This is a genomic window from Allobosea sp. Tri-44 (assembly GCF_004123845.1).
In the GTDB taxonomy this organism is placed as follows: Bacteria; Pseudomonadota; Alphaproteobacteria; order Rhizobiales; family Beijerinckiaceae; genus Allobosea.
On sequence record NZ_NBDP01000030.1, the window covers coordinates 821,979 to 845,492 of the forward strand.

At 67.0% G+C, this 23,514-nt stretch carries 24 protein-coding genes; 13 read left to right on the forward strand and 11 right to left on the reverse strand.

What is annotated here, in order from left to right; translation table 11 throughout:
* Nucleotides 1-165 precede the first annotated feature (165 nt).
* The 3 genes from B6S44_RS20410 (at nt 166) to B6S44_RS20420 (ending at nt 4,373) form a co-directional block, all read left to right on the forward strand.
* Nucleotides 166-2,031, forward strand: coding sequence for a monovalent cation:proton antiporter-2 (CPA2) family protein (locus tag B6S44_RS20410; protein ID WP_129158685.1), 1,866 nt, complete (start codon nt 166-168; stop codon nt 2,029-2,031).
* Complete coding sequence (locus B6S44_RS20415; RefSeq protein ID WP_248309666.1) at nt 2,028-3,401, forward strand: MATE family efflux transporter; 1,374 nt, start codon at nt 2,028-2,030, stop codon at nt 3,399-3,401. Before B6S44_RS20410 ends, B6S44_RS20415 begins: the two co-directional genes overlap by 4 nt.
* A 63-nt stretch (nt 3,402-3,464) precedes the next feature.
* On the forward strand, nt 3,465-4,373 hold the full coding sequence (locus tag B6S44_RS20420) for a DUF937 domain-containing protein (protein ID WP_129158686.1): 909 nt from the start codon (nt 3,465-3,467) through the stop codon (nt 4,371-4,373).
* A gap of 61 nt (nt 4,374-4,434) precedes the next feature.
* On the opposite strand, the gene B6S44_RS20425 is transcribed toward B6S44_RS20420, so the two are convergent.
* Both B6S44_RS20425 and B6S44_RS20430 read right to left on the reverse strand, forming a co-directional pair.
* The gene (locus tag B6S44_RS20425; RefSeq protein WP_129158687.1) at nt 4,435-6,327 is read right to left on the reverse strand and encodes a methyl-accepting chemotaxis protein; all 1,893 of its coding nucleotides are present in this window, start codon (nt 6,325-6,327) and stop codon (nt 4,435-4,437) included.
* 176 nt (nt 6,328-6,503) lie between these two features.
* Entirely contained in the window at nt 6,504-6,869 is a 366-nt protein-coding gene (locus B6S44_RS20430; RefSeq protein WP_129158688.1) for a DUF1127 domain-containing protein, read from the reverse strand.
* Nucleotides 6,870-7,035: 166 nt separating this feature from the next.
* On the opposite strand from B6S44_RS20430, the gene B6S44_RS20435 reads away from it, so the two are divergent.
* Nucleotides 7,036-7,917, forward strand: a complete 882-nt coding sequence (locus B6S44_RS20435; protein ID WP_129158886.1) for a LysR substrate-binding domain-containing protein — start codon at nt 7,036-7,038, stop codon at nt 7,915-7,917.
* Between the two features lie 17 nt (nt 7,918-7,934).
* On the opposite strand, the gene B6S44_RS20440 is transcribed toward B6S44_RS20435, so the two are convergent.
* From B6S44_RS20440 to B6S44_RS20470, 7 genes are all read right to left on the reverse strand, one after another.
* On the reverse strand, nt 7,935-8,471 hold the full coding sequence (locus B6S44_RS20440; RefSeq protein WP_248309688.1) for a TadE/TadG family type IV pilus assembly protein: 537 nt from the start codon (nt 8,469-8,471) through the stop codon (nt 7,935-7,937).
* Nucleotides 8,471-8,959 (reverse strand): TadE/TadG family type IV pilus assembly protein, encoded by a 489-nt coding sequence (locus B6S44_RS20445; RefSeq protein ID WP_129158690.1) that lies wholly within the window; start codon nt 8,957-8,959, stop codon nt 8,471-8,473. Before B6S44_RS20445 ends, B6S44_RS20440 begins: the two co-directional genes overlap by 1 nt.
* A gap of 12 nt (nt 8,960-8,971) precedes the next feature.
* Nucleotides 8,972-10,069 (reverse strand): TadE/TadG family type IV pilus assembly protein, encoded by a 1,098-nt coding sequence (locus B6S44_RS20450; protein ID WP_129158691.1) that lies wholly within the window; start codon nt 10,067-10,069, stop codon nt 8,972-8,974.
* A 250-nt stretch (nt 10,070-10,319) separates the two neighbouring features.
* On the reverse strand, nt 10,320-10,493 hold the full coding sequence (locus B6S44_RS20455) for a Flp family type IVb pilin (protein WP_129158692.1): 174 nt from the start codon (nt 10,491-10,493) through the stop codon (nt 10,320-10,322).
* Between the two features lie 192 nt (nt 10,494-10,685).
* On the reverse strand, nt 10,686-12,071 hold the full coding sequence (locus B6S44_RS20460) for a glutamate--cysteine ligase (protein WP_129158693.1): 1,386 nt from the start codon (nt 12,069-12,071) through the stop codon (nt 10,686-10,688).
* A gap of 221 nt (nt 12,072-12,292) precedes the next feature.
* Nucleotides 12,293-13,468, reverse strand: coding sequence for a carboxylate-amine ligase (locus B6S44_RS20465; protein WP_129158694.1), 1,176 nt, complete (start codon nt 13,466-13,468; stop codon nt 12,293-12,295).
* 167 nt (nt 13,469-13,635) lie between these two features.
* Complete coding sequence (locus tag B6S44_RS20470; RefSeq protein ID WP_129158695.1) at nt 13,636-14,376, reverse strand: 16S rRNA (uracil(1498)-N(3))-methyltransferase; 741 nt, start codon at nt 14,374-14,376, stop codon at nt 13,636-13,638.
* 93 nt (nt 14,377-14,469) lie between these two features.
* Here B6S44_RS20470 and B6S44_RS20475 point away from each other — a divergent pair, with 93 nt between their 5' ends.
* Nucleotides 14,470-15,024, forward strand: a complete 555-nt coding sequence (locus tag B6S44_RS20475) for a hypothetical protein (protein ID WP_129158696.1) — start codon at nt 14,470-14,472, stop codon at nt 15,022-15,024.
* A gap of 16 nt (nt 15,025-15,040) precedes the next feature.
* Complete coding sequence (gene ubiA, locus B6S44_RS20480; protein WP_129158697.1) at nt 15,041-15,985, forward strand: 4-hydroxybenzoate octaprenyltransferase; 945 nt, start codon at nt 15,041-15,043, stop codon at nt 15,983-15,985.
* A gap of 121 nt (nt 15,986-16,106) precedes the next feature.
* Here the strand turns inward: ubiA and B6S44_RS20485 are convergent, their stop codons facing one another.
* On the reverse strand, nt 16,107-16,634 hold the full coding sequence (locus B6S44_RS20485; RefSeq protein ID WP_129158698.1) for a DUF6101 family protein: 528 nt from the start codon (nt 16,632-16,634) through the stop codon (nt 16,107-16,109).
* Between the two features lie 245 nt (nt 16,635-16,879).
* Between B6S44_RS20485 and B6S44_RS20490 the strand changes: the two genes are divergently transcribed.
* From B6S44_RS20490 to lpxK, 5 genes are all read left to right on the forward strand, one after another.
* Nucleotides 16,880-17,710 carry a 3'(2'),5'-bisphosphate nucleotidase CysQ gene (locus B6S44_RS20490; RefSeq protein ID WP_129158699.1) on the forward strand — a complete coding sequence of 277 codons (831 nt, stop codon included), beginning with the start codon at nt 16,880-16,882 and terminating at the stop codon, nt 17,708-17,710.
* Nucleotides 17,711-17,915: 205 nt separating this feature from the next.
* Nucleotides 17,916-18,158, forward strand: a complete 243-nt coding sequence (locus B6S44_RS20495) for a DUF4170 domain-containing protein (RefSeq protein WP_129158700.1) — start codon at nt 17,916-17,918, stop codon at nt 18,156-18,158.
* 28 nt (nt 18,159-18,186) lie between these two features.
* Nucleotides 18,187-18,936 (forward strand): lysophospholipid acyltransferase family protein, encoded by a 750-nt coding sequence (locus B6S44_RS20500; RefSeq protein WP_129158701.1) that lies wholly within the window; start codon nt 18,187-18,189, stop codon nt 18,934-18,936.
* A complete protein-coding gene (locus B6S44_RS20505) occupies nt 18,933-20,234 on the forward strand; it encodes a 3-deoxy-D-manno-octulosonic acid transferase (protein WP_129158702.1) in 1,302 nt (433 codons plus the stop codon). Before B6S44_RS20500 ends, B6S44_RS20505 begins: the two co-directional genes overlap by 4 nt.
* Nucleotides 20,234-21,250, forward strand: a complete 1,017-nt coding sequence (gene lpxK, locus B6S44_RS20510) for a tetraacyldisaccharide 4'-kinase (protein WP_129158703.1) — start codon at nt 20,234-20,236, stop codon at nt 21,248-21,250. The genes B6S44_RS20505 and lpxK overlap by 1 nt, the downstream gene beginning before the upstream one ends.
* Here the strand turns inward: lpxK and B6S44_RS20515 are convergent.
* Complete coding sequence (locus tag B6S44_RS20515; protein ID WP_110488173.1) at nt 21,236-21,457, reverse strand: DUF2093 domain-containing protein; 222 nt, start codon at nt 21,455-21,457, stop codon at nt 21,236-21,238. The genes lpxK and B6S44_RS20515 overlap by 15 nt on opposite strands.
* Before the next feature lie 116 nt (nt 21,458-21,573).
* Here B6S44_RS20515 and B6S44_RS20520 point away from each other — a divergent pair, with 116 nt between their 5' ends.
* On the forward strand, nt 21,574-22,422 hold the full coding sequence (locus B6S44_RS20520; RefSeq protein WP_248309667.1) for a dienelactone hydrolase family protein: 849 nt from the start codon (nt 21,574-21,576) through the stop codon (nt 22,420-22,422).
* A gap of 114 nt (nt 22,423-22,536) precedes the next feature.
* Complete coding sequence (locus B6S44_RS20525) at nt 22,537-23,511, forward strand: dienelactone hydrolase family protein (protein ID WP_129158705.1); 975 nt, start codon at nt 22,537-22,539, stop codon at nt 23,509-23,511.
* Nucleotides 23,512-23,514: the final 3 nt, after the last annotated feature.

Here is a 23,514-nt window from a genome sequence, read left to right on the forward strand (position 1 = left end):
GCCTTCTTTCGGTCTGGCGGCTTCGATGTCAAGAAAGCCTGGCGCCGCAGCGCATCGCCGCCCATGCAACGCCCCCTCTCGCAGGATGCCGCGGCAGGCCCTACATTGCGCTCAACCGGCCATTGCCTCGACGCGGCCTGACTTCGCTCCAGCACGAGTTCCCGCATGGCCGACGCCGCCTCGCATGCCAGCTATCTGCCGCCGATCCTGACCTTCTGTGCGGGTGCGGTGGTGGCTGTGCCCTTGTTCCGCCGCTTCGGGTTGTCGGCGGTGCTGGGCTATCTCGCCGCCGGCATCGCGATCGGTCCCTCCGCACTCGCCGTGATCAAGGATCCTGATGCGATCCGCGGCACCGCCGAGATCGGCGTCGTGCTGCTGCTCTTCCTGGTCGGGCTCGAATTGCAGCCGGCGCGGCTCTATTCGATGCGCAAGGACATCCTCGGCGCCGGCCTGACCCAGATGCTGCTCAGTGCGCTGGCGATCGGCGCGGCCGCCTGGCAGTTCGGTGTCGCCATGGGCGGCGCCATCGCGATCGGGCTCGCGCTCGCCCTGTCGGCGACGTCGATCGCCCTGCAACTATTGGAGGAGCGCGGCGACGGCGCCGAGCCCTACGGCCGGCGCACCTTCTCGATCCTGCTGTTCCAGGACATCTCGATTGCTCCGGCGCTGGCCTTCCTGCCGCTGCTGGCGACGACGGGCGCGGCCCGTGGCAGCGGCTCGACCACGGCGCTGACCGGGCTCGGCCTTGCCCTGCTCGCCATCGCCGCCGTCGTGCTCGCCGGCCGCTATGCGCTGAATCCGTTCTTCCGGCTCCTCGCCAAGGCCGGCGCCAAGGAGGTGATGACCGCGGCCGCGCTGCTCGTCGTGCTCGGCGCCGCCCTGCTGATGGAAAAGGTCGGGCTCTCCATGGCGATGGGTGCCTTCCTCGCTGGCGTGCTGCTGGCGGATTCGCATTTCCGCCACGAGCTCGAAGCCGATATCGAGCCCTTCCGCGGCGTGCTGCTCGGCCTGTTCTTCATGGCGGTCGGCATGTCGATCGACCTGAAGCTCGTCGCCGAGAACGCGCTGCTGCTGGCGCTGGCAGCACCGCTCCTGGTGCTGTTCAAGATCGCCGCTGCCGCGGCGATCCTGCGCGCCTCCTGCTCCTCGACGAGCGAGGCGATCCGGGCCGGCGCCCTGCTCTCGCCCGCCGGCGAATTCGCCTTCGTGCTGCTGCCGCTCGCCGCCTCGCTCGGCCTGCTCGACGAAAGGCAGGGCGCGCTGGCGACGGCGATCGCCGCGCTCAGCATGCTGATCGGCCCGATCGCCGCCAAGCTGATCGATCTCTGGCTCGCCGCCAACGCACCGCCGCCCGAGGAGATCGAGGAGACCTTCGACGGCGTGACGCCCTCGGTGCTGGTCATCGGTTTCGGCCGCTTCGGCCAGGTGGTGACGCAGGCGCTGCTGCTGCAGCATCTCGACGTCACCATCATCGATTCCGATATCGAGCGGATTCGTTCCGCCGCGAAGTTTGGCTTCAAGATCTATTATGGCGACGGCACCAGGCTCGACGTGCTGCGCGCCGCCGGCGCCGGCAAGGCGAAGGTCGTGTGCATCTGCATCGACGACCGGCAGGCGGCGCTGCGCATCGTCGAGATGGCCAAGGTCGAATTCCCTTCCGTGCGCATCCATGCCCGCGCCTATGATCGCGTCCATGCGATGGATCTGATGCGCCTCGATGTCGACTACCAGATGCGCGAGACCTTCGAATCGGCCCTCGGCTTCGGCCGGGTGACCTTGGAAGCGCTCGGCCTGAGCTATGAGGAAGCCAGCTTCGTGATCGAGCATGTGCGCGACCGCGATGCCCAGCGCATGGAGATCCAGTTCAGCGAGGGCGTCGCCGCCGGCCTCGAGAAGGTACCGCGCGTCACGCCCGAGCCCATCATCGCGCCGAAGGGCAAGTCGAAGGCGCTCACCAAGGAGACGCAGGACGTCATCGAGGATGGCGGTGCCGAGATAGCGGTCGGCGGGGTCGGGGAACCGGCCGAGTGAACGCGCCCACGAAACCCTCGCAGGCCGTTTTCGTCAGCGGCTCGACGTTCCGCCATGTCGCGGTGATGACGGCGACCGCCTCGGTCGGCCTGATCGCGATCTTCGTCGTCGACTTCCTGTCGCTGCTCTACGTCTCGCGCCTCGGCCGGCCCGAGGCAACGGCGGGTGTCGGCTACGCGACGATCGTGCTCTACCTGATGATCTCCTTCAATGTCGGCCTGATGATCGCGGTGAGCGCGCTGACGGCGCGCGCGCTCGGCGCTGGCGACCGCGAGGGCGCGCGGCGGATGGCCGGCTCGACACTCACGGTGATGGCGATCGCCGGGCTGGCGCTCAGCGTCGTCATGCTGCCGCTGCTGCCCTGGTTGCTGCCCAAGCTCGGCGCTCAAGGCGAATCACTGGCCGTCGCGACCTCCTTCCTGTGGATCACCCTCCCGTCGAACGCGCTGATGGCGCTCGGCATGGGCCTGTCCGGCGTCCTGCGCGCCGTCGGCGACGCCAGGCGGGCAATGTATGTCACCCTCGCCGGCGGCATCGTTACGGCGGCTCTCGACCCGCTCCTGATCTTCGGCCTCGGCCTCGGCCCGGATGGCGCCGCCTGGGCGACCGTGTTCTCGCGCGTCGTCTTCCTCGCCGTCGGCTTCCACGGCGCTCTTCGCGTCCACCGGATGATCGCACGGCCAAATTTTGCAGCCCTGCGCCGCGACGTGCGGCCGACCTTCGCGATCGCGGCCCCGGCGATCATGACCAACCTCGCCAATCCGATCGCCAATGCCTGCTTCTTCGGCATCATCGCCCGCTTCGGCGATCAGGTCATCGCGGCGAGCGCGATCATCGATCGGCTGGTTCCCGTCGCCTTCGGTGTGCTGTTCGCGTTGTCCGGCGCGGTCGGGCCGATCCTGGCGCAGAACTGGGGCGCGCAGCGCTATGACCGGATGCGCCGCGCACTGACCGATTCCGTCGTCTTCGCTGCGGCCTATGTTGCGGTCGCCGGCCTGCTGCTGGCGCTGCTGCGTCACCAGATCAGCGCGCTGTTCGGCACCAGCGGCGAAACCGCCGAGCTCGTCGCCTTCTTCGGCCTGATCGCCGGGCCGATGTGGCTCTTCGTCGGCGCGCTCTTCGTCGCCAACGCGGCCTTCAACAATCTCGGCATGCCGTTCTATTCGACCCTGTTCAGTTGGGGCCGCGCCACGCTCGGCACGGTGCCCCTCGCCTGGCTGGGGGCGCAATATGCCGGCCCCAAGGGCGCGCTCGCCGGGGCGGCGCTGGGCGCGGTCCTGTTCGGCATCGCCGCGCTGGTCACCGCCTATCGCGGCATCGCCCGGCTCGAGCGCGCGGCCCGGATGGCTGCGAGACCGTCGCTTGCCTGACGGCGACCGGCTGCTATCGTCGATTCCGTGAGTTGGCGGGCTCGTCCCGCGAGGGAGCGCGCCATGATGAATCTCTTCGAGATGATGCAATCGGCCCAGAACGGCCAGGCCATGCAGAACCTGGCCCGGCAATACGGGCTTTCGATGCAGCAGACCCAGTCGGCGCTCGACGCTCTGCTCCCCGCCTTCTCGATGGGGCTGCAGCGCCAGACCCAGAACCCCTATGCCTTCGGCAACCTCGCCCAGATGATGACGGCGACGCCCTTCGGCCAGATGTACGACAGCGACGGCGACGGCATTCCCGACCGGGCGATGCCGATGGGCCAGGACGTGATGAGCCAGCTCTTCGGCTCGAAGGAGGTCGCCAACGCCGTTGCCGCCCAGGCCGCGGCGACCAGCGGCGTCGGCCAGGCGGTCCTGAAGCAGATGCTGCCGGTGATCGCCTCAATCCTGATGGGCGGGCTGTTTAAATCGGTGAACAATCAGGGGCTCGGCGGCATTCTCGGCCAGTTCGCCGAGATGATGCGTGGCCAGATGCCTGGGCAGCAGCCCCAGGCCCCGCAGGCGAACCCCGCCAACCCGCTGGAAGCGATCCTCGGCGGCATGTTCGGCGGGCAGAGGCCTCCGACCGGCCAGGCGCCGGGCGGCGGCCCGTTCGGCGGCGGCGCCATGCCGGGGATGCCTGCCGACATGGGCAATATCTTCGGCCAGATCCTCGGCGGCATGTTCGGTGGTGCGCAGGGGCAAGCCCCGGAGAGCAGTCCCAGCCCGGCGCCGCAGTCCCGCCGGCCGGCGCCTGCGCCCGAGCCGGACGAGCCGCCCCCGTCCTCCGGAGAGACTGGGCCGGGCTCGATCGGCCTCGATGCGCTCAACCAGATGTTCGAGCACGGCCGCCAGGTCCAGGCGGGCCAGCAGGACGCGCTGCGCTCGATCTTCGAGACGATGCTCGGCGGCGGCCAGCGCAAGGCCTGAGCCCATAAGCAAACGGCCACCCGAAGGTGGCCGTCATCAATTCCAGTGATGCCGCCTATGCTCAGGCGCGGCGGCGTTCATCCCATTCATAGGCCTCACCCGCGACCGGCGTGCCGGTCAGCATCACGGCATCATCGCCGGTGCGGAAGCTCGCGACCAGCTCGTTGAGACGGCGAATCTGGCCGCTGAGCGAGCCTGCGGAAGCGGCGCTCTCCTCGGCGAGCGCGGCATTCTGCTGGGTCATCTCGTCCATATGGGCGACGGTCTGGCTCATCTCGTCGATACCGTTGGCCTGCTCGGCGGACGCCGCCGAGATGTCCGAGACCGTCGCCGAGACCTTTTTCGAAGCTTCGACGATCCGGCTCAGCGCCTCGCCGGCGGCGCGCACCAGCCCGACGCCCTGCTCGACCTCGACGCCCGACTGAGCGATCAGTGCGGTGATGTCCTTGGCGGCTTCGGCCGAACGCTGAGCCAATGTGCGCACTTCGCTGGCGACCACGGCGAAGCCCTTGCCGGCGTCGCCAGCGCGGGCCGCCTCGACCGCTGCGTTCAAGGCGAGCAAGTTGGTCTGGAAGGCGATCTCGTCGATCACCGAGGTGATGTCGGAGATTTTCTTCGAGGCCTGCTCGATCCGCGCCATGGCCTCGACCGCCTGGCTGGCGACGGCGCCGCCATTGACCGCGACACCGGTCGCCTCGTTGGCGAGCTGGACAGCCTGGCGCGAAGCCTGCGCCGAGGCCTTGACCGAGGCGGCGAGTTGCTCGGTGGTGGCGGCCGTCTGCTCGAGCGAGGAGGCCTGCTCCTCGGTGCGCTTCGAGAGGTCGTCGGCGCCGGAATTGATCTCGCGCGCGGCATTGCCGACATCGGCGGAGGTCGCCTGGATGGTCGCGATCGTCTGCGCGAGATGGCTGACGGCGCTGTTGAAATCCTGCTTCAGCGCGGCATAGTCGGCGGCGACCTCGTCCTCGACGCGGACGCTGAGATCGCCTTGTGAAAGCCGGGTCAAACCCTCGGCCAGGGCCCTGACCACGACCGCCTGCTCGGCCGCAAGGCGCTGCTGCATCGCCGCGGCGCTGGCGCGTTCGGCATCGGCTGCAAGACGCTGCCGCTCGGCTGCGGTGCGGCCAGCTTCGGTCTCGCTCTCGAGGCGCTGGACGGCGAGGCCGTTCTCCTTGAACACCTGGACGGCGCGGGCCATTTCACCGACCTCATCCTGGCGGCCCTGGCCCTCGACCTCGCCGGCATAGTCGCCATTGGCGATCTGGCCCATGCGGAGCTTGAGCCGCTCCAGCGGACGCGTAATAGCTGCGCTGGTCAGAATCGCGCCACCGATCAGGCCGAGCAGTGCCCCTGCGAGGCTCAGGCCGATGACGATCAGGTTGACGCGATCAGCGTCGGCGGCAAGCGCTTCGGAGGCCGCCTCCGTATCCTTCTTGATCTCGCCATTGACCTTGGCGGCAGCGCCGGCGATCTCGCCGATCGTCTTGTCGAGCTGGGACATGATCGAGAGCGCCGGCAGGTCTTCGTCGCGGGCAGCCTGGGCAATGATCTGGTCGATGTCGGACTTCGCCGCCTGCAGGCGGCGGCTCAACTCGTCGAAGCTCTCGGCCCGCTGCGGGAAACTGATCTTGGCCTCGACCAGCGCCTGCTGCGAGGCCGCATAGGCGGTCTTCACCTTCTCGATGCTGGTCCCGTTCTGCTTCATGAACTCGGGATAAGCGATCGCCTGGTAGAGATTGCCGACGATCTCGGTCATGGCGCTGGCGGCGCGGGCGGAGTCGAGGATGGCCGTCGCGCGCTGGGAGACCAGGTCGGCGTAGGTCTTCTCGATCCTGCCGAACTCGAATGCGCCGTAGACGGCCGAGCCGATGCCAATCGCTCCCATGACCAGCATCGGGATGGCGATCTTGGTCCTGATCCTCAGATCATGAAGCCGAAAGCGGAAGCGTCGCATGGAAAACCCCGGGGCGAGGGATCGGGGCGCCGAAGTCGGCGCAATGCGGCGCAAATGTGGTCGAACTTGCTGAATGAAGCGTTACGATGCGTGCCAACCGGTTAACGATCGCATGCGGGCACAAAAAAGGGCGGCAGCCGAAGCCACCGCCCGCAGGGACGCGTCACGCCAAGGGGTCAGGCGTTGCACGCGATCTTGATGTCCTTGGCGCTCGGCCGCGGCGCGGCCTGGGTCACCACCGGCCGTCGAACCCCGGCCTCTCGCCGGCTCGCGGCCGCAGACTGCTGCTGGTCGGAGCGGGCCTGCAGCACACTGGACGGGTCTTCCAGCCAGGAGGTCGCAAGCGCGCCGGCGATATCGGAACGAACGAGGCCGATATCCTTCAAGCCGCGCTCATCGAGCTCGCTGAGACGCATCACCTCTCGGCGGTGCACGAAGGCGCGCACCAGATTTTTCGTGCCCGTAACCGTGTGAGCGGCAGCACGCGCCGCGCCGCCGGAAACGGCAGACAAGGTCTTCGTGACGAAGGTCATGACCAGCATGACAGCCTCCTCGGGGTTGGACGGTCGATACTCCACCCGGGCTGCGACACAGGCCGGCAGGAGCGGGATAGTGACCAAAGGATAACTCTGCTCTGGTCATCAGCCAAACGAATGGTTATGATGGTTGACACAACCGATCTTGATGAACCTCTGGGAGGAGGCCGGCATGGCCCATGTGCTCGACGCCGATCAGCTCAAGACCTTCGTCGCCATCTCCGACACCGGCTCCTTCACCCGCGCCGCCGAGATCGTCTTCAAGACGCAATCGGCCGTTTCGATGCAGATGAAGCGGCTCGAAGAGCGTGTCGGCCGGCCGCTCTTCGGCCGCGACGGCCGGCACGCCAAGCTGACCGAGGATGGCGAGCGCCTGCTCGACTATGCCCGCCGCATCGTCCGGCTCAATCTCGAATGCGTCGCGAGCTTCACCGAGGCCGATCTCAAGGGCCGCATCCGGCTCGGCGTGCCAGACGACTATGCCGATCGCTATCTGCCGGAAATCCTGGCGCGCTTCGCCCGCTCGAACCCGCGCACCGAGGTCACCGTGGTCTGCGAGCCGACGCCGATGCTGGCGGAGCGGATCGGCACCGGCGACATCGACCTTGCAATCATTACCCATGTCGAGGGTCGCGGCCAGGGTGAGATCATCCGGATCGAGCCCCTGCTCTGGGTGACCTCGGCCCGCCATTGCGTGCACGAGGAAGACCCGTTGCCGCTGGCGCTGGGACGGCCGACCTGCAACTGGCGCCAGGCGGCGGTCGAGGCGCTGGAGAGCAAGGGCCGGCGCTTCCGCGTGCTCTATGCCAGCTGGAATTCGACCGCGGTCGGCGCGGCCGTGGTGGCAGGCCTCGCTGTTTCTGTGCTTCCGGAGAGTGCGGTCAGGCCCGGCATGCGCATCCTGGGACCGGGGGAAGGCTTCTCCACCCTGCCCTCCTGCAAGATCGGCCTGCTACGCACCAGGCACGACCCGTCGATCCTGTCGAATGCGCTCGCCGAGCACATCATCCAGAGCCTGGACAATCTGCAGAGCTTCAAGGTGGCGGCGGAGTAAGGGCCGCGGCGACGGTCTCACTTCTGGCGGCCACGCAGATTCACGGTGTAGGCGCGGAAATCCGTGGTGGTGAAGCCCCACTTTTGCGCGAAGCCGAGAATGATCGGCTTGTGCGTATAGGTCGCGAGCACGGCCACGCCGGAATCGTCGTTGGCGAGCATCGCCAAGGCATCCGAGTTCATGTCGGCAGGCAGAAATGTCATCGTACCAGCCATGTTGTCGATCTTGTCTTTGAGCCTCGTGAAGGAAGCCGCGCTGATCTGCACGTCCGTGAGCTGAGGAGTGATGTTCACCCGCCTATCGCCGAGAGCGAGCGGAAAGTCTGTACGGCACGAGCTGCTGTCGGGGCATGCGGCCAAAACCTGCGCAGCCTCCGCCGTAATGCGATGAAGATCCCGGTGAACCGTGATCATCTGGATGACATCGACGGCGCCGGACAGCAGCATGAACATCATGGTACTGATCAGGGCGAACTCGATCGCCGCCACCCCGCGCTCGTCGCTGGCGATCTCACGCCGCCGGCTACGCCGAAGCAATTTTGGGAACGCCTTCATCACGAACGCCTCGCATACAGGGCCGTGGCGCTGATGCTCAATTGCGGAAGCCCCGGCACGAACGTCACGACCGGCGCTTTTGCCCGCATCAGCATCGGCGTTCCCACGACGGCGGCAACGAACACTGTTCCCGATATCGCCTGCTGGGCCGTCGAGTAGCTGGCCAGCGGCTGGGCCTCGACAAGCAGATTGGTGGCGCAATTGTCGAGCACGAACATTCGTCCGCAGATCTGCGTGACGGCCCCGGACCGGTTTCCGGCATAGGTCGCCGCGGTCTTGCCGGTCGCGGCTTCGGAAACCGCGTCGTGCAGATACATCTGCGCCATGAAGACCAGCGCAAACTGGATGATGCCGAGCAGCAGGGTCACGAACACCATGCCGATGAAGGCGAACTCAACCGCCGTCGAACCCGCCATATCCCGGCGGAAAACGCCCAGCCTCGCCGCCAGGCGCCTTGGATTCAGCTGAAGAACGAGCCCTTTCGACATCACGACACCAGCTTACGGGCATATGCCGCTGCAAAAGCGGATGTAGTCGATCAGGCCGCCATAGGTGTCCTCCCGGCCAGCGGCCTGGAAGAAGATGCGATAGGTCCCTTTGGTCGTGACTTTCAGAGGAATCTTGCGCTCGGTCCACTTGTCGGTGTGCACGCAGACATCGACCTGGTCGGTGGCCTTGTCCACGTCTTTGGCGGGCGTGGCATAGGCGCCCGACTTCTTCTGCTGGAAAAAGACCTCGATGCGGTTGGTCTGATCATCCCACTTCGCCAAGGCGAGTTCGTTCCATTTCGTCGTGGAATCCGTCTTATAGGCGCACAGGGTCTTGCCGGCATAGTCGGGATTGCGGACGCGCGAGATGTACCAGTAGCTCAGCTCGTAGTCGCCAATCTCGAGCTGCGGGTTGGTCCCGAATTCGCGCCACATGTTGGAATTGGTCTTGCAGCCCGACGTGTAGCAGTGCGAGTCCAGCTCGGCGAAGAAATTGCCGAAGCGGATGGTGTTGGCCGCAAGCTCGGGAATGCCGTTGATCTCGATGCCGCCCTTGCCGCTCTGCGTCGTCCAGCCATTCCAGTTGTTCAGGACGGTCCAGCTGTTCGAGGCGACATTGTGATTGTTCTCGAAGGATTCGCTGAACAGGACCTTGCCGGGGGGCGTGCCCGATCCCGACACCACAACGTTGCAGTTACGCTCGGCTCCCACCGAAATGCTCGCATAGCCGAGGATGCCGCCGAAGGCGTTGGCGCTGGCCGCAGTCACGGTAATGGTGATGACGTCGTTCGCGATCGTGCTTGAAACCGCAACGCCGCTGACCCCGTTGATCGCGGCGTCGGTGATCTTTTTGTTCGTGATCTCGTTGACGACCGGCTTGTAATCCTGATTGGGGTTGGCACCCGTCTGGCTCTTCCGGTAGCCAACTTCCTGCCCTGCGTGTTGGCAGGCGAGTTCGACCGCGCTGGCAATGCGTTGCCGACGAGAGGCCGCCTGACTGTAGTCGATGCCGCCGCCGACCGCGAGCATGGTTGCTGGCGCCGCCAGGCCGAACATCAGCGCGCTGACGCCGCGTGCGTCCTTGAGGAACGATCGGAACAGGCCGGGCATCGGATGGCCTCGCAGGTGGCACAGGCAAGCAACGGGACGATTGCCTGGACGCTAGGCGCGCGGCGATTGAGAAAACCTTTCCAGAACCAGTGAATGTCACTGGTATCGCTGCGGAAACCGGCGAAACCGCGGAGTTCTCGGCCAACATGGTAAAATGCAGTTAAAACTGACCACGGAATGTGGCGGCCGAAGTCGCCGAAGCCCAAGATGGCCTCGCATCTCAGCCCTCAGTGCGCGGGCTATCGTCGGACTACTGGAGGCCGGGCAGCACGCCGGCATATTTCGCGGCGAGCGACGGACCAATTTCCCGGATGGCAGCGACCGCAGCAATTGAAATCAGAAACGCGATGAAGCCGTATTCCAGCGCGGTCGCGCCGCGGCGATCGCGCAGGAAGTCGAGAACCAGGGCGGAGAAGCGTGCCATGGCCGCAGATTAGCGCCAAATCCCGGACGATTGGTTAATCCGAAGCCCGAAACGCGCCGGTTCGTCTTCGCCTGATCTCGAACCCGCCGGCTAGAGCATGTCCGCGTTTCCTTGAATCGCGGACATGCTCTAGCTCTTTGTTTTATTGCATTTTCTTCACGCGAACCGGTGTCCACTTCGCTCGAAAATGCTCTAGAGGGCGAGCTCCGGGAAGACCGGCTCGACCTTGCCGCCCCAGGCGCCCTGCTCGCGGACAGCCAGGCGCTCGGCGAGCGTGCGGCCGCTCTGGGCGATCGCGACGATCGGGTCGAGATACTGTGTCTCGTCGCGGCCCTGTGCGTCGAGGCGGGCCCGGCGGGCGAGGCCCGCGCGCGACAATTCCACGACCTCGCGGGCCAGTTCCCGCAAGGCGCGTGTCCCGATCCGGGCATTGAGCCCGGCCTTCGGCACGGTGTCGCGCAGCTGCTGGCGCTCCTCTGCGCTCCAGCCCTTGACCAGGTCCCAGGCCGCCGAGAGCGCGACGTCGTCGTAGAGCAGGCCGACCCAGAAGGCCGGCAATGCGTTCAGCATCTCGACCGGGCCGGCATCGGCGCCGCGCATCTCGATATAGCGCTTCAGCCGCGCCTCCGGGAACAGAGTTCCAAGATGGTTGACCCAGTCCGACATGGTAGCGCGCTCGCCGGGCAATTGTGCCAACTTGCCAGCGAGCAGGTCGCGGAAGGAGGCGCCGGCGACGTCGTGATAGGTGTCGCCGCGCTTGACGAAATACAGGGGAACGTCGAGCGCCCAGTCGACATAGCCCTCGTAGGACATGCCCTCGTCGAAAGCGAAGGGCAGCATGCCGGAGCGGGCATTGTCGGTGTCGCGCCAGATCTCGGAGCGCATCGACTGGAAGCCGTTGAGCCTGCCCTCGCTGAACGGCGAGGCGGCAAAGAGCGCCGCCGCCAATGGCTGCAGCGCGAGCGAGACCCGCAGCTTGCGGACCATGTCGGCCTCGCTGGCGAAGTCGAGATTGACCTGGACCGTGCAGGTCCGGAACATCATGTCGAGGCCGCGCGTACCGACCTTGGGCATGTAGTTCTTCATGATCGTATAGCGCCGCTTCGGCATCATCGGCGTCTGTTCGCGCGTCCAGAGCGGCGAGTGCCCGAGCGAGAGGAAGCCGATGCCGTGCGGCTCGGCGACAGCCTTCAGATCGACGAGATGCTGGTCGAGTTCCCGCGCCGTCTCATGCATGTCTGCAAGCGGCGCCCCCGAGAGCTCGAACTGGCCGCCCGGCTCGAGCGAGATCGCGCCACCGCCATCGGGACCGGCAAGGCCGATGATGTGACCGGCATCGAGGATCGGCTCCCAGCCGAGCCGGGCCTGCATGCCTTCGAGCAATTGCCGGATACCGCCGCTGCGGCCGGCTGTTGCGCCCTCGTAGGGAACCGGGCCGAGATCGTCGGTGTAGAACGGGAACTTCTCGTGCTCGGTGCCGAGCTTGAATTTGGAGGCCGGTTTCTCGCCCTGCGCGATCCAGCCGATGAGTTCGGCCTTCGAGCTGATCGGCGTCGAATCGGATACGTCGCGGGCCATGGGCGCTCCGGCATGCGTGCTCCGGCGCGCCGCCTGCCCTTTCAGGCAGCTGGAGAACGCTCCGGGTCGAACTGTGCAGCATGACAGGCAGGAGCGGACGCCCGCCGCGCCATGCGCTGAGGAGCGCCAGACATAGGCGAGCCGCGACAATCCGACAACGACCGCCAGCGCGTGCGAACGCGCTTCGACCTTGCATGAATGCATGCATGGCCGGGGATGCGTCAGGCGGCGCCGCGGAGCTGATTTGCCCCTTGCGGCACGAGCCCGTCTTCGTCCGCACGCGTCTGTGCGGCGATCCAGTCGGTCACGGCGACGAGACCTGCGGCCTGTCCACCGGCGCCGGCGCGCGCCTCCTCATAGACCGCGAGTTGCATGTCGGCACTTGTGCCGCCGGCGATGATGGTACGGCAATGGGCGAGATCGAGGCCGCAGCCGAGCGCGGCGGCGTCCTCGTCGAGCAGTGCCAGCACCTCGTCCAGAACCTGCCCGACCGGGAGCATGGCGCGGCGCTTCTCGCAGACGAAGCCGCCATGCAGGCCATAGCGCTGGGCCCGCCAGATGTTCTCTCCGGCGAGGGCGCGCGAGGCGGCCGTCAGATCGGAGTTGAGCCCGGGTTTGCGGGCGAGATGGCGCACGAGGCAACGATAGAGCGCGGCGATGGCGAGCGTGTCGTCGAGCCGCGTGCAGCTGTCGGCGACGCGCAGCTCCAGCGTCGGATGCTTCCGCGACGATCGGATCGCCCACCAGATGAAGCTGGAATCGCGCATGGCCCCCGACGCCACCATGGTGTCGACATAAGTCCGGTAGTCGGCGGCACTGGTGAAGAGCTCCGGCAGGCCGGTGCGCGGCAGCTCCGCATAAGCGCAGAGCCGATAGCCCATCAGGCCGGTGCGGCGGCCTTGCCAGAAGGGCGAGGAGGTCGAGAGCGCAAGCAGCAGCGGCAGAAAGGGCAGCATCCTGACCATGATCGAGATGCGCTGCTCCTCGTCCGGCACCTCGACATGGATGTGCAGGCCGCAGAGCTGGTTGCGGCTGCCGAGCATCTGCAGGTCGCGCATGATGCCGTCATAACGCTTGGCCTCGGTCGCGCGCTGGCGCGCCCAGGCGGCACTTGGATGGGTGCCGCAGGCAAGCAGGAGCATCTCATGCTCGCGCGCGAGCATGGCGAGATCCGAGCGCAGCCGCCGCAGCGACAGGCGCGCCTGGGCCATGTTCTCGCAGACCGGCGTCGCCACCTCGATCTGCGACTGCAGCATTTCGCGCTGCAACTCGTCCGGGAATGCGGCTTGCGCCGCCTCGATGAAATGCGGTGCGATCTTGCGCACGACGCCGCGGCTTTTTGCGTCGGACAGGAAATACTCTTCCTCGACGCCAAAGCGGTAGGCGCTGCTCACCATGATGTCTCTCCCCCGTGGCGACGCGCTCCGAAACGGAGCGGCGGCGCCAGACTGCCAGTCAATGAGTCGGAACTGCGACCGGTGGCGCAGTTTCCACGCCTAAACGCGGAACCGGTCGCCGCGTTCCGACCGGCAGCAAAGACACCGCCAATGCGCAAGCCACGGAGTTAGTTGGCGGACCAGTCGCCGAGTGTCGCCTGGACGATGGCGAGCGCCGCGACCGCCGCGGTGTCGGCCCGCAGGATGCGCGGCCCCAGCGACAGGCGCAGCGTCCGCTCGCGCCGGAGAATCAGCGCGCGTTCCGATTCGTCGAAGCCGCCCTCGGGACCGATCAGCACGGCCAACGGTCCGCGCGATGCGCCCTGCAAGGCAGCAATCGGACTTTCAGCACCGAGCGCCTCGTCGCAGAAGATCAGCAGCCGCTCCGGTTCGAGGGCGGCAAGCGCCGCGGCCAGTGGTTGTTCGGACCTGATTTGCGGCAGGGCCAGGATGCCGCACTGTTCCGCCGCCTCGACCGCATTGGCGGCGAGACGGTCGAGGTTGAGCCGCGAGACCTGGGTGAAACGGGTCAGGACCGGCTGGAGCACGCCCGCCCCCATCTCGACAGCCTTTTGCGCCATGTAATCGAGCCGCGCATGCTTCAGCGGCGCGAAGAGATAGCTGAGATCGGGCGCCGGCGGCTGCGAGCGAACCTGCTCCAGCGCCTCGAGGCTGGCCTGCTTGCGCCCCTCTGCGCGGATCGCGCAGAGCCATTCGCCATCGCGGCCGTTGAAGACCAGGATGGTATCGCCGCCGCGCAATCTGAGGACGTTGAGCAGGTAATTGGCCTGGTCGCGCGCGAGCTCCAGCACGGCTTCCGCCGCCAACGGCGCCTCGCTAAACAGCCGGTGCTTGGTGAAATCCCGCATACGAACCCAATCCGATATCCACAAGAATGGCGCGAAAGTCGCCACAATCCCGCGCTATCGGCAAGTGGAACATGGCGAAATGCGAGCCAGCGCTTGTTGGCGCATGGCTCTCACTGTTATGGAAAAGCCCGCAACGCCGGGACGGGCGTAGATTACGGGACAAGAGCGGAGCGGATGATGCGGCGATACGCGACCCTGAAGCTGGCTGCGGCCCTGGCTAGCCTGGGCCTGGCCGAGCCGGCCTTGGCGCAGGCGCCGTCGGGCTGTGAGAACCTGCAGAAGCTCATGCAGGAGCGCCAGTCGATCGTGGGGCAGCTCAACGCCTCCACCAAGGCGAAACGCAAAATGACGCCGCAACAGGCCTGCGGCACGTTCAACCGGCTGGTCGGCAACGGCAATGCGCTGATCAAGTTTGCCACCGCCAATCAGGATTGGTGCCAGATTCCGGCGACCTTCGTTGATGGCATGAAGACCGACAACGAGAAGGCCGATAATTTCCGCGGCCAGGCCTGCAACGCGGTGAAGCAGCAGGCGGCGATGCAGCGCAAGGCGCAGCAGCAGGCGCAGCAGCGGCAAGGTGCCAACCCGTTTGGCGGCGCCGACTCGATCACCGGCGGCGCGATGCGCGTGCCGCAGGGCGCGCTCTGACGCTGCGGGCGCCACGATGGCGCCTCCCCTCACCGATGCGCCACTTCCCGACGCGCTGACCGGGCATTGGGTCGACACCAAAGCGCCGAAGCGTCTGCGGCCCTATCTCAAGCTCGCCCGGATCGAACGCCCGATCGGCTGGCAGCTGCTGCTGCTACCGTGCTGGTGGTCGGCCGGGCTCGCCGCGATCGCAGCCGGGCTGCCCTTTCCCAATCTCTGGCACTGCCTGCTCTTTCTGATCGGCGCGGTCGTGATGCGCGCCGCCGGCTCGACCTTCAACGACATCGTCGACCGCAAGCTCGACGCGCAGGTGGCGCGCACGCGCGGCCGGCCCCTGCCGTCAGGCCAGGTCAGCGCGAAGGCTGCCGCCCTCTTCATGGTCGGATTGTCGCTGGTCGGCCTTATGGTTCTGCTGCAGTTCAACCGCTTCACGGTGATCGCCGGCATCGCCTCGCTGGCGATCGTCGCGATCTATCCGTTCATGAAGCGGATCACCAACATGCCCCAGTTCGTGCTCGGCCTTGCCTTCTCATGGGGCGGGCTGGTCGGCTGGAGCGCGGTGTTCGGCCGGCTCGATCCGCCGGCCTATCTGATCTATGCCGCCGCGGTGTTCTGGACGATCGGCTACGACACGATCTACGCGATGCAGGACATCGAGGACGACGTGATCGCCGGGATCAAGTCGAGCGCGCGCTATTTCGGCGCCTTCACCCAGCAGGCCGTCGGAATCTGCTATGGCGCGACGATCGCGCTCGCCGGCGTCGCCGCCTGGCTTGCCGGGGCTGGCTTCGTCGCCTTCATCGGTCTTGGACTGTTCGCGCTCCACCTGGGCTGGCAGGTCTACAGCATCGCCGGCGCCGATGGGCGTAACGCGCTGATGCTGTTCCGGTCCAATTGGAATGCCGGCCTGATCCTGGCGGCCGGCTTCGCGCTCGACGCGCTGGTCTCTTTCGTCTTCTAGAGCCGGATGATTTCAGTTGGAATCGCAAGGCGATGCCAACTGAAATCTGAATCCGTCTCTCATCAAAGGATTAGAGCAGGATCGATGCGAAAAACCGGTTCCCACTTTTTCGCATCCTGCTCTAGGACAGGATCTCGCCCCGGATCACCACCGGGCGCTCGGCAAGGCGGCCGGTCTTGCGCCTCGTCAGGAAGCGCGGGCGGCGCCCGGCCAGCAGGGCGTGACGCCGACGAATGCGGGTCGGCCCCAGAGCGAGCCGGCCGATTTGCGGGTAGGGTTCGGTGATCGCGCCGTCGCCGGTTTCGAGCAGGAGCGGCAGGCCGCTGGCGCGGCCGGCATCGCGCCAGACGGCAATGGCGTCGTCCTGATCGAGCACGGCGACGATGACGGAGCGGCCGTCGCCTGCGGTCAAAGCGAGCTGGAAACGGTCATCGTCGGCGATCGCGCCACCAGCGAGGCGCAGCGCGATGCCACGCCAGCCGGCGCCGCCGCGCAGGATGCGCACCGGGCCGATGCGTTCGATACGGGGGCCGTCCTGCTGCAACGGCGCATTTGCCGGCTGCGGGGACTGTCCGTTCTGATTCTGTGCGCCACCGGGGTAGACGGGCGCGCGCCCGCTCTCCCCGGTGGCCGGCGTGACGCTGGCCATCGGTTTTAACGCCTCTCTTCAATCCCTGCCGCCCGGAACCCTCTGTCGATGCGGGGTTCTCGTGCTTACAGGGAGGAGAGTGGCCGGAAGGATTGTCCGAGCGCTTAAGAGCTTGGGTTAAACAAAGGTGTTGAAGCGGTTTTCAGCCCGACACCGGCCGCTTTCCCGGATGATGCTTGACGGAATCTTTCGGGCGGCCCCGGTTTTTTTCCTTGTTCCGTCGCACTCTCCGGCCATAACGGGACATGATGCAATCTTCTCCACTGCCAATCGCCGAGGATATGCTGCCCGCGGTCGAGGCCTCCTGCCGCGAGGCCGGCCAGCTCGCTCTCGACCTGTTCCGCCCCGGAGCGCAGACGGCTGCCAAAACCTGGTCGAAAGCCGGCGGCTCACCGGTGACGGAAGCGGATATCGGCGTCGACACCTTCCTGCATGTGCGCCTGTCGGCGCTGCTGCCGGACGCAGCCTGGCTCTCCGAGGAAACGGTCGACGATGCGCTGCGCCTGTCGCGCCGCTTCGTCTGGGTCGTCGACCCGATCGACGGCACCCGCGCCTTCATGACCGGCTCGCCCGACTGGGCGGTCTGCGTCGCCCTGCTCGACGAGGGCAGACCCATACTCGGCGTGGTGCACGCCCCTGCAGGCCCTACGACCTATACGGCGATCAGCGGCGGCGGCGCCATGAGCAACGGCAGGCCGATCCGGACACGCGCGGTCGACACGCTCGCCGGCGCACGCATTGCCGGACCGAAACCGATGCTCGATGCGCTGGCACGCCTGGAGAGCTTCATCCCTGCCGACAAGATCCCGTCGCTGGCGCTGCGCCTCACCCGCATCGCCGACGGCACGATCGATGCCGGGCTGGTCTCGCCCGATGCACGCGACTGGGACCTTGCCGCCGCCGACCTCGTCCTCAGCGAAGCCGGTGGACAGGTCACGACAGGCGAAGGTGAGGCCATGCGCTATAATCGCGAGGTGCCGATGCACGGCATGCTGGTCGCGTCCGGAAGCAGCCTCGTCACTCCGCTCGCGCAAGCCTTGCGCCGCCTGCGCGAAAGCCAGCCGCAGCGCAGTTGAGTGCCGCGCAACGCTGCTAGCGTCACGGTACAACGAAAACTGCCGGAAATAACCGCATTTTCTTGCTGAACGGGCCTCGCGCGCGAACTGCGGATGGCTTATCTGATCGCACGGCAAAAATGCAGCTGAGGCAAGCCGGAGCGGGTCCGGCAACGCCTCGGCGTGTTTTCGCCAGATATTTCAAGACACAGGCCGGAGACGGATGATGAGCGCGAGCCAGGACAACAAGCAGCTGCTGCACCTCGTGATCGGCGGCGAGCTGAGCTCGCTCGACGGAGTCGAGTTCAAGGATCTCTCCAAGGTCGACATCGTCGGCGTCTACCCCAACTACGCTGCCGCTCATGCCGCCTGGAAGGCGAAGGCGCAGGCGACCGTCGACCAGGCCCAGACCCGCTATTTCGTCGTGCACCTGCACCGCCTGCTCGATCCGTCGACGAGCCAGCACTGACGATAAAAGACGCTGCCAGACCGGTTCGATGGGATTTTCCCTGCTCAAGACGAAGTTCGCACAGGAGGCGCTCGGCCGCAGCCTCGCCTTCTATCTGCGCCTGGTCAGACGCACGAACCGCTTCGTCGTCGAGCCGGCCGACATCTATGAGCAGGTCCGCGGCGAGCTGCCGCTGATCATCGCGATGTGGCACGGCCAGCACATCATGATCCCGTTCGCCCGGCCGGACTGGATGCCGTCCTTTTCGCTGGTCTCGCGCCATGGCGACGGCGGCTTCAACGCCGTGGCGCTGCGCGAGCTCGGCATCGGCGCGATCCGCGGATCGGGGGCCTCGGGCAAGAAAGTCCGCGAGAAGGGCGGCGCACCGGCCTTCCTCGCAATGATCAGGCGGCTCGCCGCCGGCGACACCATGGTGCTGACCGCCGATATTCCCAAGCGCGCGCGCGTCTGCGGTCCCGGTATCGTCCAGCTGGCGCGGGCCTCGGGCCGGCCGATCCATCCGATCGCGGTGGTGACCAGCCGGCGGATCGATTTCAACAACTGGGACCGCGCCTCGATCGGCCTGCCCTTCGGACGCGGCGCGATCGTCGTCGGCGAACCGGTCCGGGTCGCCCGGGACGCGGATGAAGCGACCTGCGAGGAAGCGCGGCTCGCCGTCCAGGCCGGGCTGGATGCCGTGCATGAACGCGCCTATGCGCTGATCGGCGCGCGCGATCCAGGCGCAGGCCTGCGCGAGGCCGCGGCCGCCAAGGCCGCTGCCAAGGCCAACGCCGCATGATCGGTCGCAGCTTCGTCATCAGCGCCTATCGCACGGTTTCGGCCCTGCTCGAGCCGGCCGCGGCTGGGCTACTGCTCTGGCGGCGCCGGCGCGGCAAGGAAGACCCGGCAAGGCTGTCGGAGCGACGCGGATATCCCAGCGTCGAGCGACCAGCGAAGACTCTGGTCTGGCTGCACGGCGCCAGCGTCGGCGAGACGGTGACGCTGCTCCCCTTGATCGAGCGCCTGCAGCGGCGCGGTCTCGCCGTGCTGGTGACCTCGGGCACCGTGACCTCGGCCCGGCTCCTGGCGCAGCGCCTGCCGGCCGGCGCGATCCATCAATTCCTGCCGCTCGATGTGCCGCGCTATATGCGGCGCTTCCTCGACTATTGGCGCCCCGATCTTGGCCTGATCTGCGAATCCGAGATCTGGCCGAACCTGATGATCGAAGCGGGCAAGCGCAGCGTGCCGCTCGTCCTGGTCAACGCCCGCATGTCGGAGCGCTCCTTCCAGCGCTGGTACAAATTCCCCAAGACTTCGCGCTATCTGCTCTCCGGCTTCGATCGTTGCCTGGCGCAGTCGCAGGAGGACGGGCAGCGCCTCGCCCAGCTCGGTGCGCCGCGCGTCAGCATCGCCGGCAACCTGAAATTCGACGTCCCGGCCCCGCCCGCCGATCCCAACACACTTGCTCTGCTTGACGGCCTGGCGGCGGGCCGACCGGTCTGGGTCGCGGCCTCCACGCACCCGGGCGAGGAAGAGGATGTGCTCGCCGCCCATCTCGGCGTCCGGGCGCATCTGCCCAAGCTCCTCACCATCGTCGTGCCGCGCCATCCCGATCGCGGCGGCGAGGTCGAGGCTCTCGCGAAGGCCAATGGCGTCGTCAGTGCCCGCCGTTCACTCGGGCAGCTACCCGAGCGCGACATCGACTTCTATATCGCCGACACGCTCGGCGATCTCGGCCTGTATTACCGGCTGGCGCCCGTCGCCTTCATCGGCGGCTCGCTCGCGCCGATCGGCGGGCATAACCCGATCGAACCGGCCAAGCTCGGCTGCGCCCTGCTGCACGGCCCGCTCGTCCACAAATCCGCCGACCTCTTCGCCGCCTTCGATGCCGGCGGCGGCGCGATTGAGGTCGCCGACCGGCAGGAGCTCGCCCAGGCGGTGCATCGCTGGCTCAGCGATCCGGCTGCGGCGCGCCAGGCCGCCCGGGCCGCGGCCCGAACCAGCACGGAGCTCAGCGGCGCGCTCGACCGGACGGTGCAGGCGATCGAGCCGCTGCTGCTGCGGGCCACGATCGGCCAGCGCGAGGCCACGGACTGATGCGCGCCCCGGGCTTCTGGTGGTGCTCGCCGCCATCCGCCCTCGCCCGGCTGCTGCGCCCGCTCGGGGCGCTCTACGGCGCGATCACGCTGAAACGAATGCGCCAACCGGGCGCGAACGCTGGTATCCCGGTGATCTGTGTTGGCAATTTCGTCGCCGGTGGCGCCGGCAAGACGCCGACGACGCTGGCGCTCGCATCCAGGCTCATCGCGATGGGCGAGACATCCTTTGCCCTGACGCGCGGCTATGGCGGCCGGCTCACGGGTCCGGTTCGTGTCGATCCGGCCCGGCACGTCCCCGCAGATGTCGGCGACGAGCCGCTGCTGCTCGCCACCCGCCTGCCGACCATCGTCGCACGCAAGCGGCCGGCCGGCGCGGCGCTCGCGCGCGGTTCCGGCGCCAGCCTCGTCCTGATGGATGACGGGCTGCAGAACCCTTCGCTGCACAAGGATCTGCGGCTGGCTGTCGTCGACGGCGCAGTCGGCGTCGGCAATGGCCTGTGCCTGCCGGCCGGGCCGCTGCGCGCACCGCTTGCAGGTCAGATGGAGCAGATCGACGCGATCGTCCTGATCGGAGACGGCTTGGCAGGAGACCATGTCGCCAACCAGGCACTCGCCGGCGGAAAACCAGTCCTGCGCGCGAAACTCACGCCACCAGCAAACATCCAGGCGGAGCTCGCCGATCTGCCGGTTCTGGCGGTCTCGGGAATCGGCCGGCCGGAGAAATTCGCGGCGACCTTGCGAGCGGCGGGAGCGCGGCTCGTCGGCGAACACGCCTATGGCGACCACCACGCCTATACGGCGGGCGATGTCATGGCGCTGATCGCCGAGGCGAAGGCGAAAGCCTGCTGCATCGCCGTCACCGAAAAGGACATGGTCAAGCTCGCGCCGCTCTGGCCGGCCACCGAGCGTTCGCTTCTGCTCTGTGTGCCGGTCACGCTGGTCTTCGAGGACGAGCCGGCGCTCGATGCGCTGCTGCGCGCGACGCTTGCGCGGGTCCGCTCAGCTACGGCCTGAGCGGCGGACCCGCAGCAGCACGGCTTCCGGCGAGGCATAGGCCTCCTGCCATTCCACCGACCAGTAGCGCAGATCCTCGAGCCGGATCACGGCGCCGGTGATGGCGCAGCGGACAAAGGCGCCGGGACGCACGACGCGGAACTCGCCGTGGCCGTAGTCGACCAGCGCTTCCGATCCGGAGGGGGGCAGGCGTTCGTTGATGTTCATCACGGAGCCGGACGATAGAGCGGCGAAGGGCTAGCGTAAAGGTTGCGACAGGACGCAACCACTTCTGAATCAACGCATTGTTCCAGAAGGGTCTTTCTGTGATAGCGTCAGTTACGATGATGTCCAGCCTGACCCGCGCCGTGGCCCTGGCGATTGGTCTTGTTACCCTGCTCGCGGTGCCCGCGATTGCCGGGGGCTATGAGCGCGTCCGCATTCCCCATGACGACTACCAGCTCGATGCGGTGCTGTTCCGCCCGCCGGGGCCCGGTCCTTTCCCAGCCGTCGTCGCGCTGCATGGCTGCGGCGGACTCTGGCGCGAGCCGGACAAGCTCTCATTGCGACACAGCGACTGGGGCGAGCGCCTGGCCGCGACGGGCCTGATCGTGCTGATGCCCGACAGCTACGGCTCGCGCGGACTCGGCTCGCAATGCGGCGTCAAGGACGTGACCATCCGCGCCAGCCGCGAGCGCGTGGGTGACGCGATGGCAGCGCGGCGCTGGCTGCAGGAGCGGCCCGATGTGCGCCGCGACGCGATCGCGCTGCTCGGCTGGTCGGGCGGCGGCTCCACCATCCTCGCCGCGATCCGGAAGGATCGCAGGCCCGCCGACCGCCAGCCCGATTTTGTGCGTGCCGTGGCGTTCTATCCCGGTTGCCGGACGCAATCGGAATCCGGCAGCTTCGAGGCCCGCCTGCCGACCCTGATCCTGATGGGCGATGCCGACGACTGGACGCCGCCCGCCCCTTGCGACTTCCTCGCCAAGGCCGCCCGCGCACGCGGCGAGCCGGTCGAGATCGTGCTCTATCCCGGAGCCGTGCATGATTTCGACCATCCGCGCCTGGACCGGCGCGAGAAGGAAGGCGTCGCCTATTCCGCCTCCGGTACCGGCAAGGTCACCGTGGGAACCGACCCGGCGGCGCGCGACGACGCAATCAGGCGGGTCAAGGCTTTCCTGATGGGCAAGTGACGCCCCCGGCCACCTTCCTTATGGACATGGCATCACGCGCTTCCTAGGCTTGTTCGTGGCTCTCAGCAGCTCCGCTGCAGCCCAAAAAGAAACATGCCACCAGGGGGAAGCTCAATGATCCGCTTGACCGGCGCCGCGGCAGCCATCTGCGCGCTCACCGCAACAGCCAGTGCACAATCCACCAAGGACATGCCGCCGCGAGTCGAGCTTCATGCCTTCCCGTCTCTCACCATCAGCGACAGCCAGTTCCTGGCGGGCGACGACAAGGGCAAGGACGTCACCCTGACTGGCGCCTTCAGTATCGCCCAGGGCTCCGGTCGCCTGCCGGTCGCTGTATTAATGCATGGTTCCGGCGGCATAGGCGGCAATATCGAACACTGGAAGCGCCAGCTCCACGCGGTCGGCGTCTCGACCTTCGTCATCGACGGCTTGACCGGCCGCGGACTGATGCGTGTCGGCGATAATCAAGCGGCGCTGGGTCGGCTCAACTTCATCCTCGACATCTATCGCTCGCTCGACATTCTGGCGAAGCATCCGCGCGTCGACCCGAACAAGATCGTAATGATGGGTTTCTCGCGCGGCGGGCAGGCGGCCCTTTATTCGAGTGTCAGCCGGTTCCAGAAGCTCTGGAACAGGAGTGGCGCAGACTTCGCCGCCTATGTCGTGTTCTATCCGGATTGCGCGACGACCTATCGCAACGATGCCGAGGTCTCCAAACGCCCGATCCGCATCTTTCACGGCACGCCCGACGACTATAACCCGGTTTCGCCCTGCAAAGCCTTCGTCGAACGCCTGAAGGCCCAAGGCGCGGATGTCCAGCTGACCGAATATCCGAATGCGCCGCATGGCTTCGACAATCCACTCGGGGCGAATCCGCCTGTCGCCGCGCGAGCCGATCAGACCGTCCGTCAGTGCCGTATCCGGGAAGACGACAGCGCCGCACTGATCAACGAAGCGACGAAAGTCCGTTTCACTTATGGCGACGAGTGCGTGCGCACGGGCCCGACAGTCGGGGCCGATCCGGAGGCGACCCGGGCAGCCACAAGCACGGTCATCGACTTCGTGACGACCGCCGTCGGCTCAAAATAGCGC

Bases quoted from the DNA above. Each gene is read 5' to 3' on its own strand.
- B6S44_RS20410 (WP_129158685.1), top strand. From the start codon at position 166: ATGGCCGACGCCGCCTCGCATGCCAGCTATCTGCCGCCGATCCTGACC.
- B6S44_RS20420 (WP_129158686.1), top strand. From the start codon at position 3,465: ATGATGAATCTCTTCGAGATGATGCAATCGGCCCAGAACGGCCAGGCC.
- B6S44_RS20425 (WP_129158687.1), bottom strand. From the start codon at position 6,327: ATGCGACGCTTCCGCTTTCGGCTTCATGATCTGAGGATCAGGACCAAG.
- B6S44_RS20430 (WP_129158688.1), bottom strand. From the start codon at position 6,869: ATGCTGGTCATGACCTTCGTCACGAAGACCTTGTCTGCCGTTTCCGGC.
- B6S44_RS20435 (WP_129158886.1), top strand. From the start codon at position 7,036: ATGGCCCATGTGCTCGACGCCGATCAGCTCAAGACCTTCGTCGCCATC.
- B6S44_RS20440 (WP_248309688.1), bottom strand. From the start codon at position 8,471: ATGAAGGCGTTCCCAAAATTGCTTCGGCGTAGCCGGCGGCGTGAGATC.
- B6S44_RS20445 (WP_129158690.1), bottom strand. From the start codon at position 8,959: ATGTCGAAAGGGCTCGTTCTTCAGCTGAATCCAAGGCGCCTGGCGGCG.
- B6S44_RS20450 (WP_129158691.1), bottom strand. From the start codon at position 10,069: ATGCCCGGCCTGTTCCGATCGTTCCTCAAGGACGCACGCGGCGTCAGC.
- B6S44_RS20455 (WP_129158692.1), bottom strand. From the start codon at position 10,493: ATGGCACGCTTCTCCGCCCTGGTTCTCGACTTCCTGCGCGATCGCCGC.
- B6S44_RS20460 (WP_129158693.1), bottom strand. From the start codon at position 12,071: ATGGCCCGCGACGTATCCGATTCGACGCCGATCAGCTCGAAGGCCGAA.
- B6S44_RS20465 (WP_129158694.1), bottom strand. From the start codon at position 13,468: ATGGTGAGCAGCGCCTACCGCTTTGGCGTCGAGGAAGAGTATTTCCTG.
- B6S44_RS20470 (WP_129158695.1), bottom strand. From the start codon at position 14,376: ATGCGGGATTTCACCAAGCACCGGCTGTTTAGCGAGGCGCCGTTGGCG.
- ubiA (WP_129158697.1), top strand. From the start codon at position 15,041: ATGGCGCCTCCCCTCACCGATGCGCCACTTCCCGACGCGCTGACCGGG.
- B6S44_RS20485 (WP_129158698.1), bottom strand. From the start codon at position 16,634: ATGGCCAGCGTCACGCCGGCCACCGGGGAGAGCGGGCGCGCGCCCGTC.
- B6S44_RS20490 (WP_129158699.1), top strand. From the start codon at position 16,880: ATGATGCAATCTTCTCCACTGCCAATCGCCGAGGATATGCTGCCCGCG.
- B6S44_RS20495 (WP_129158700.1), top strand. From the start codon at position 17,916: ATGAGCGCGAGCCAGGACAACAAGCAGCTGCTGCACCTCGTGATCGGC.
- B6S44_RS20500 (WP_129158701.1), top strand. From the start codon at position 18,187: ATGGGATTTTCCCTGCTCAAGACGAAGTTCGCACAGGAGGCGCTCGGC.
- B6S44_RS20505 (WP_129158702.1), top strand. From the start codon at position 18,933: ATGATCGGTCGCAGCTTCGTCATCAGCGCCTATCGCACGGTTTCGGCC.
- lpxK (WP_129158703.1), top strand. From the start codon at position 20,234: ATGCGCGCCCCGGGCTTCTGGTGGTGCTCGCCGCCATCCGCCCTCGCC.
- B6S44_RS20515 (WP_110488173.1), bottom strand. From the start codon at position 21,457: ATGAACATCAACGAACGCCTGCCCCCCTCCGGATCGGAAGCGCTGGTC.
- B6S44_RS20520 (WP_248309667.1), top strand. From the start codon at position 21,574: ATGATGTCCAGCCTGACCCGCGCCGTGGCCCTGGCGATTGGTCTTGTT.
- B6S44_RS20525 (WP_129158705.1), top strand. From the start codon at position 22,537: ATGATCCGCTTGACCGGCGCCGCGGCAGCCATCTGCGCGCTCACCGCA.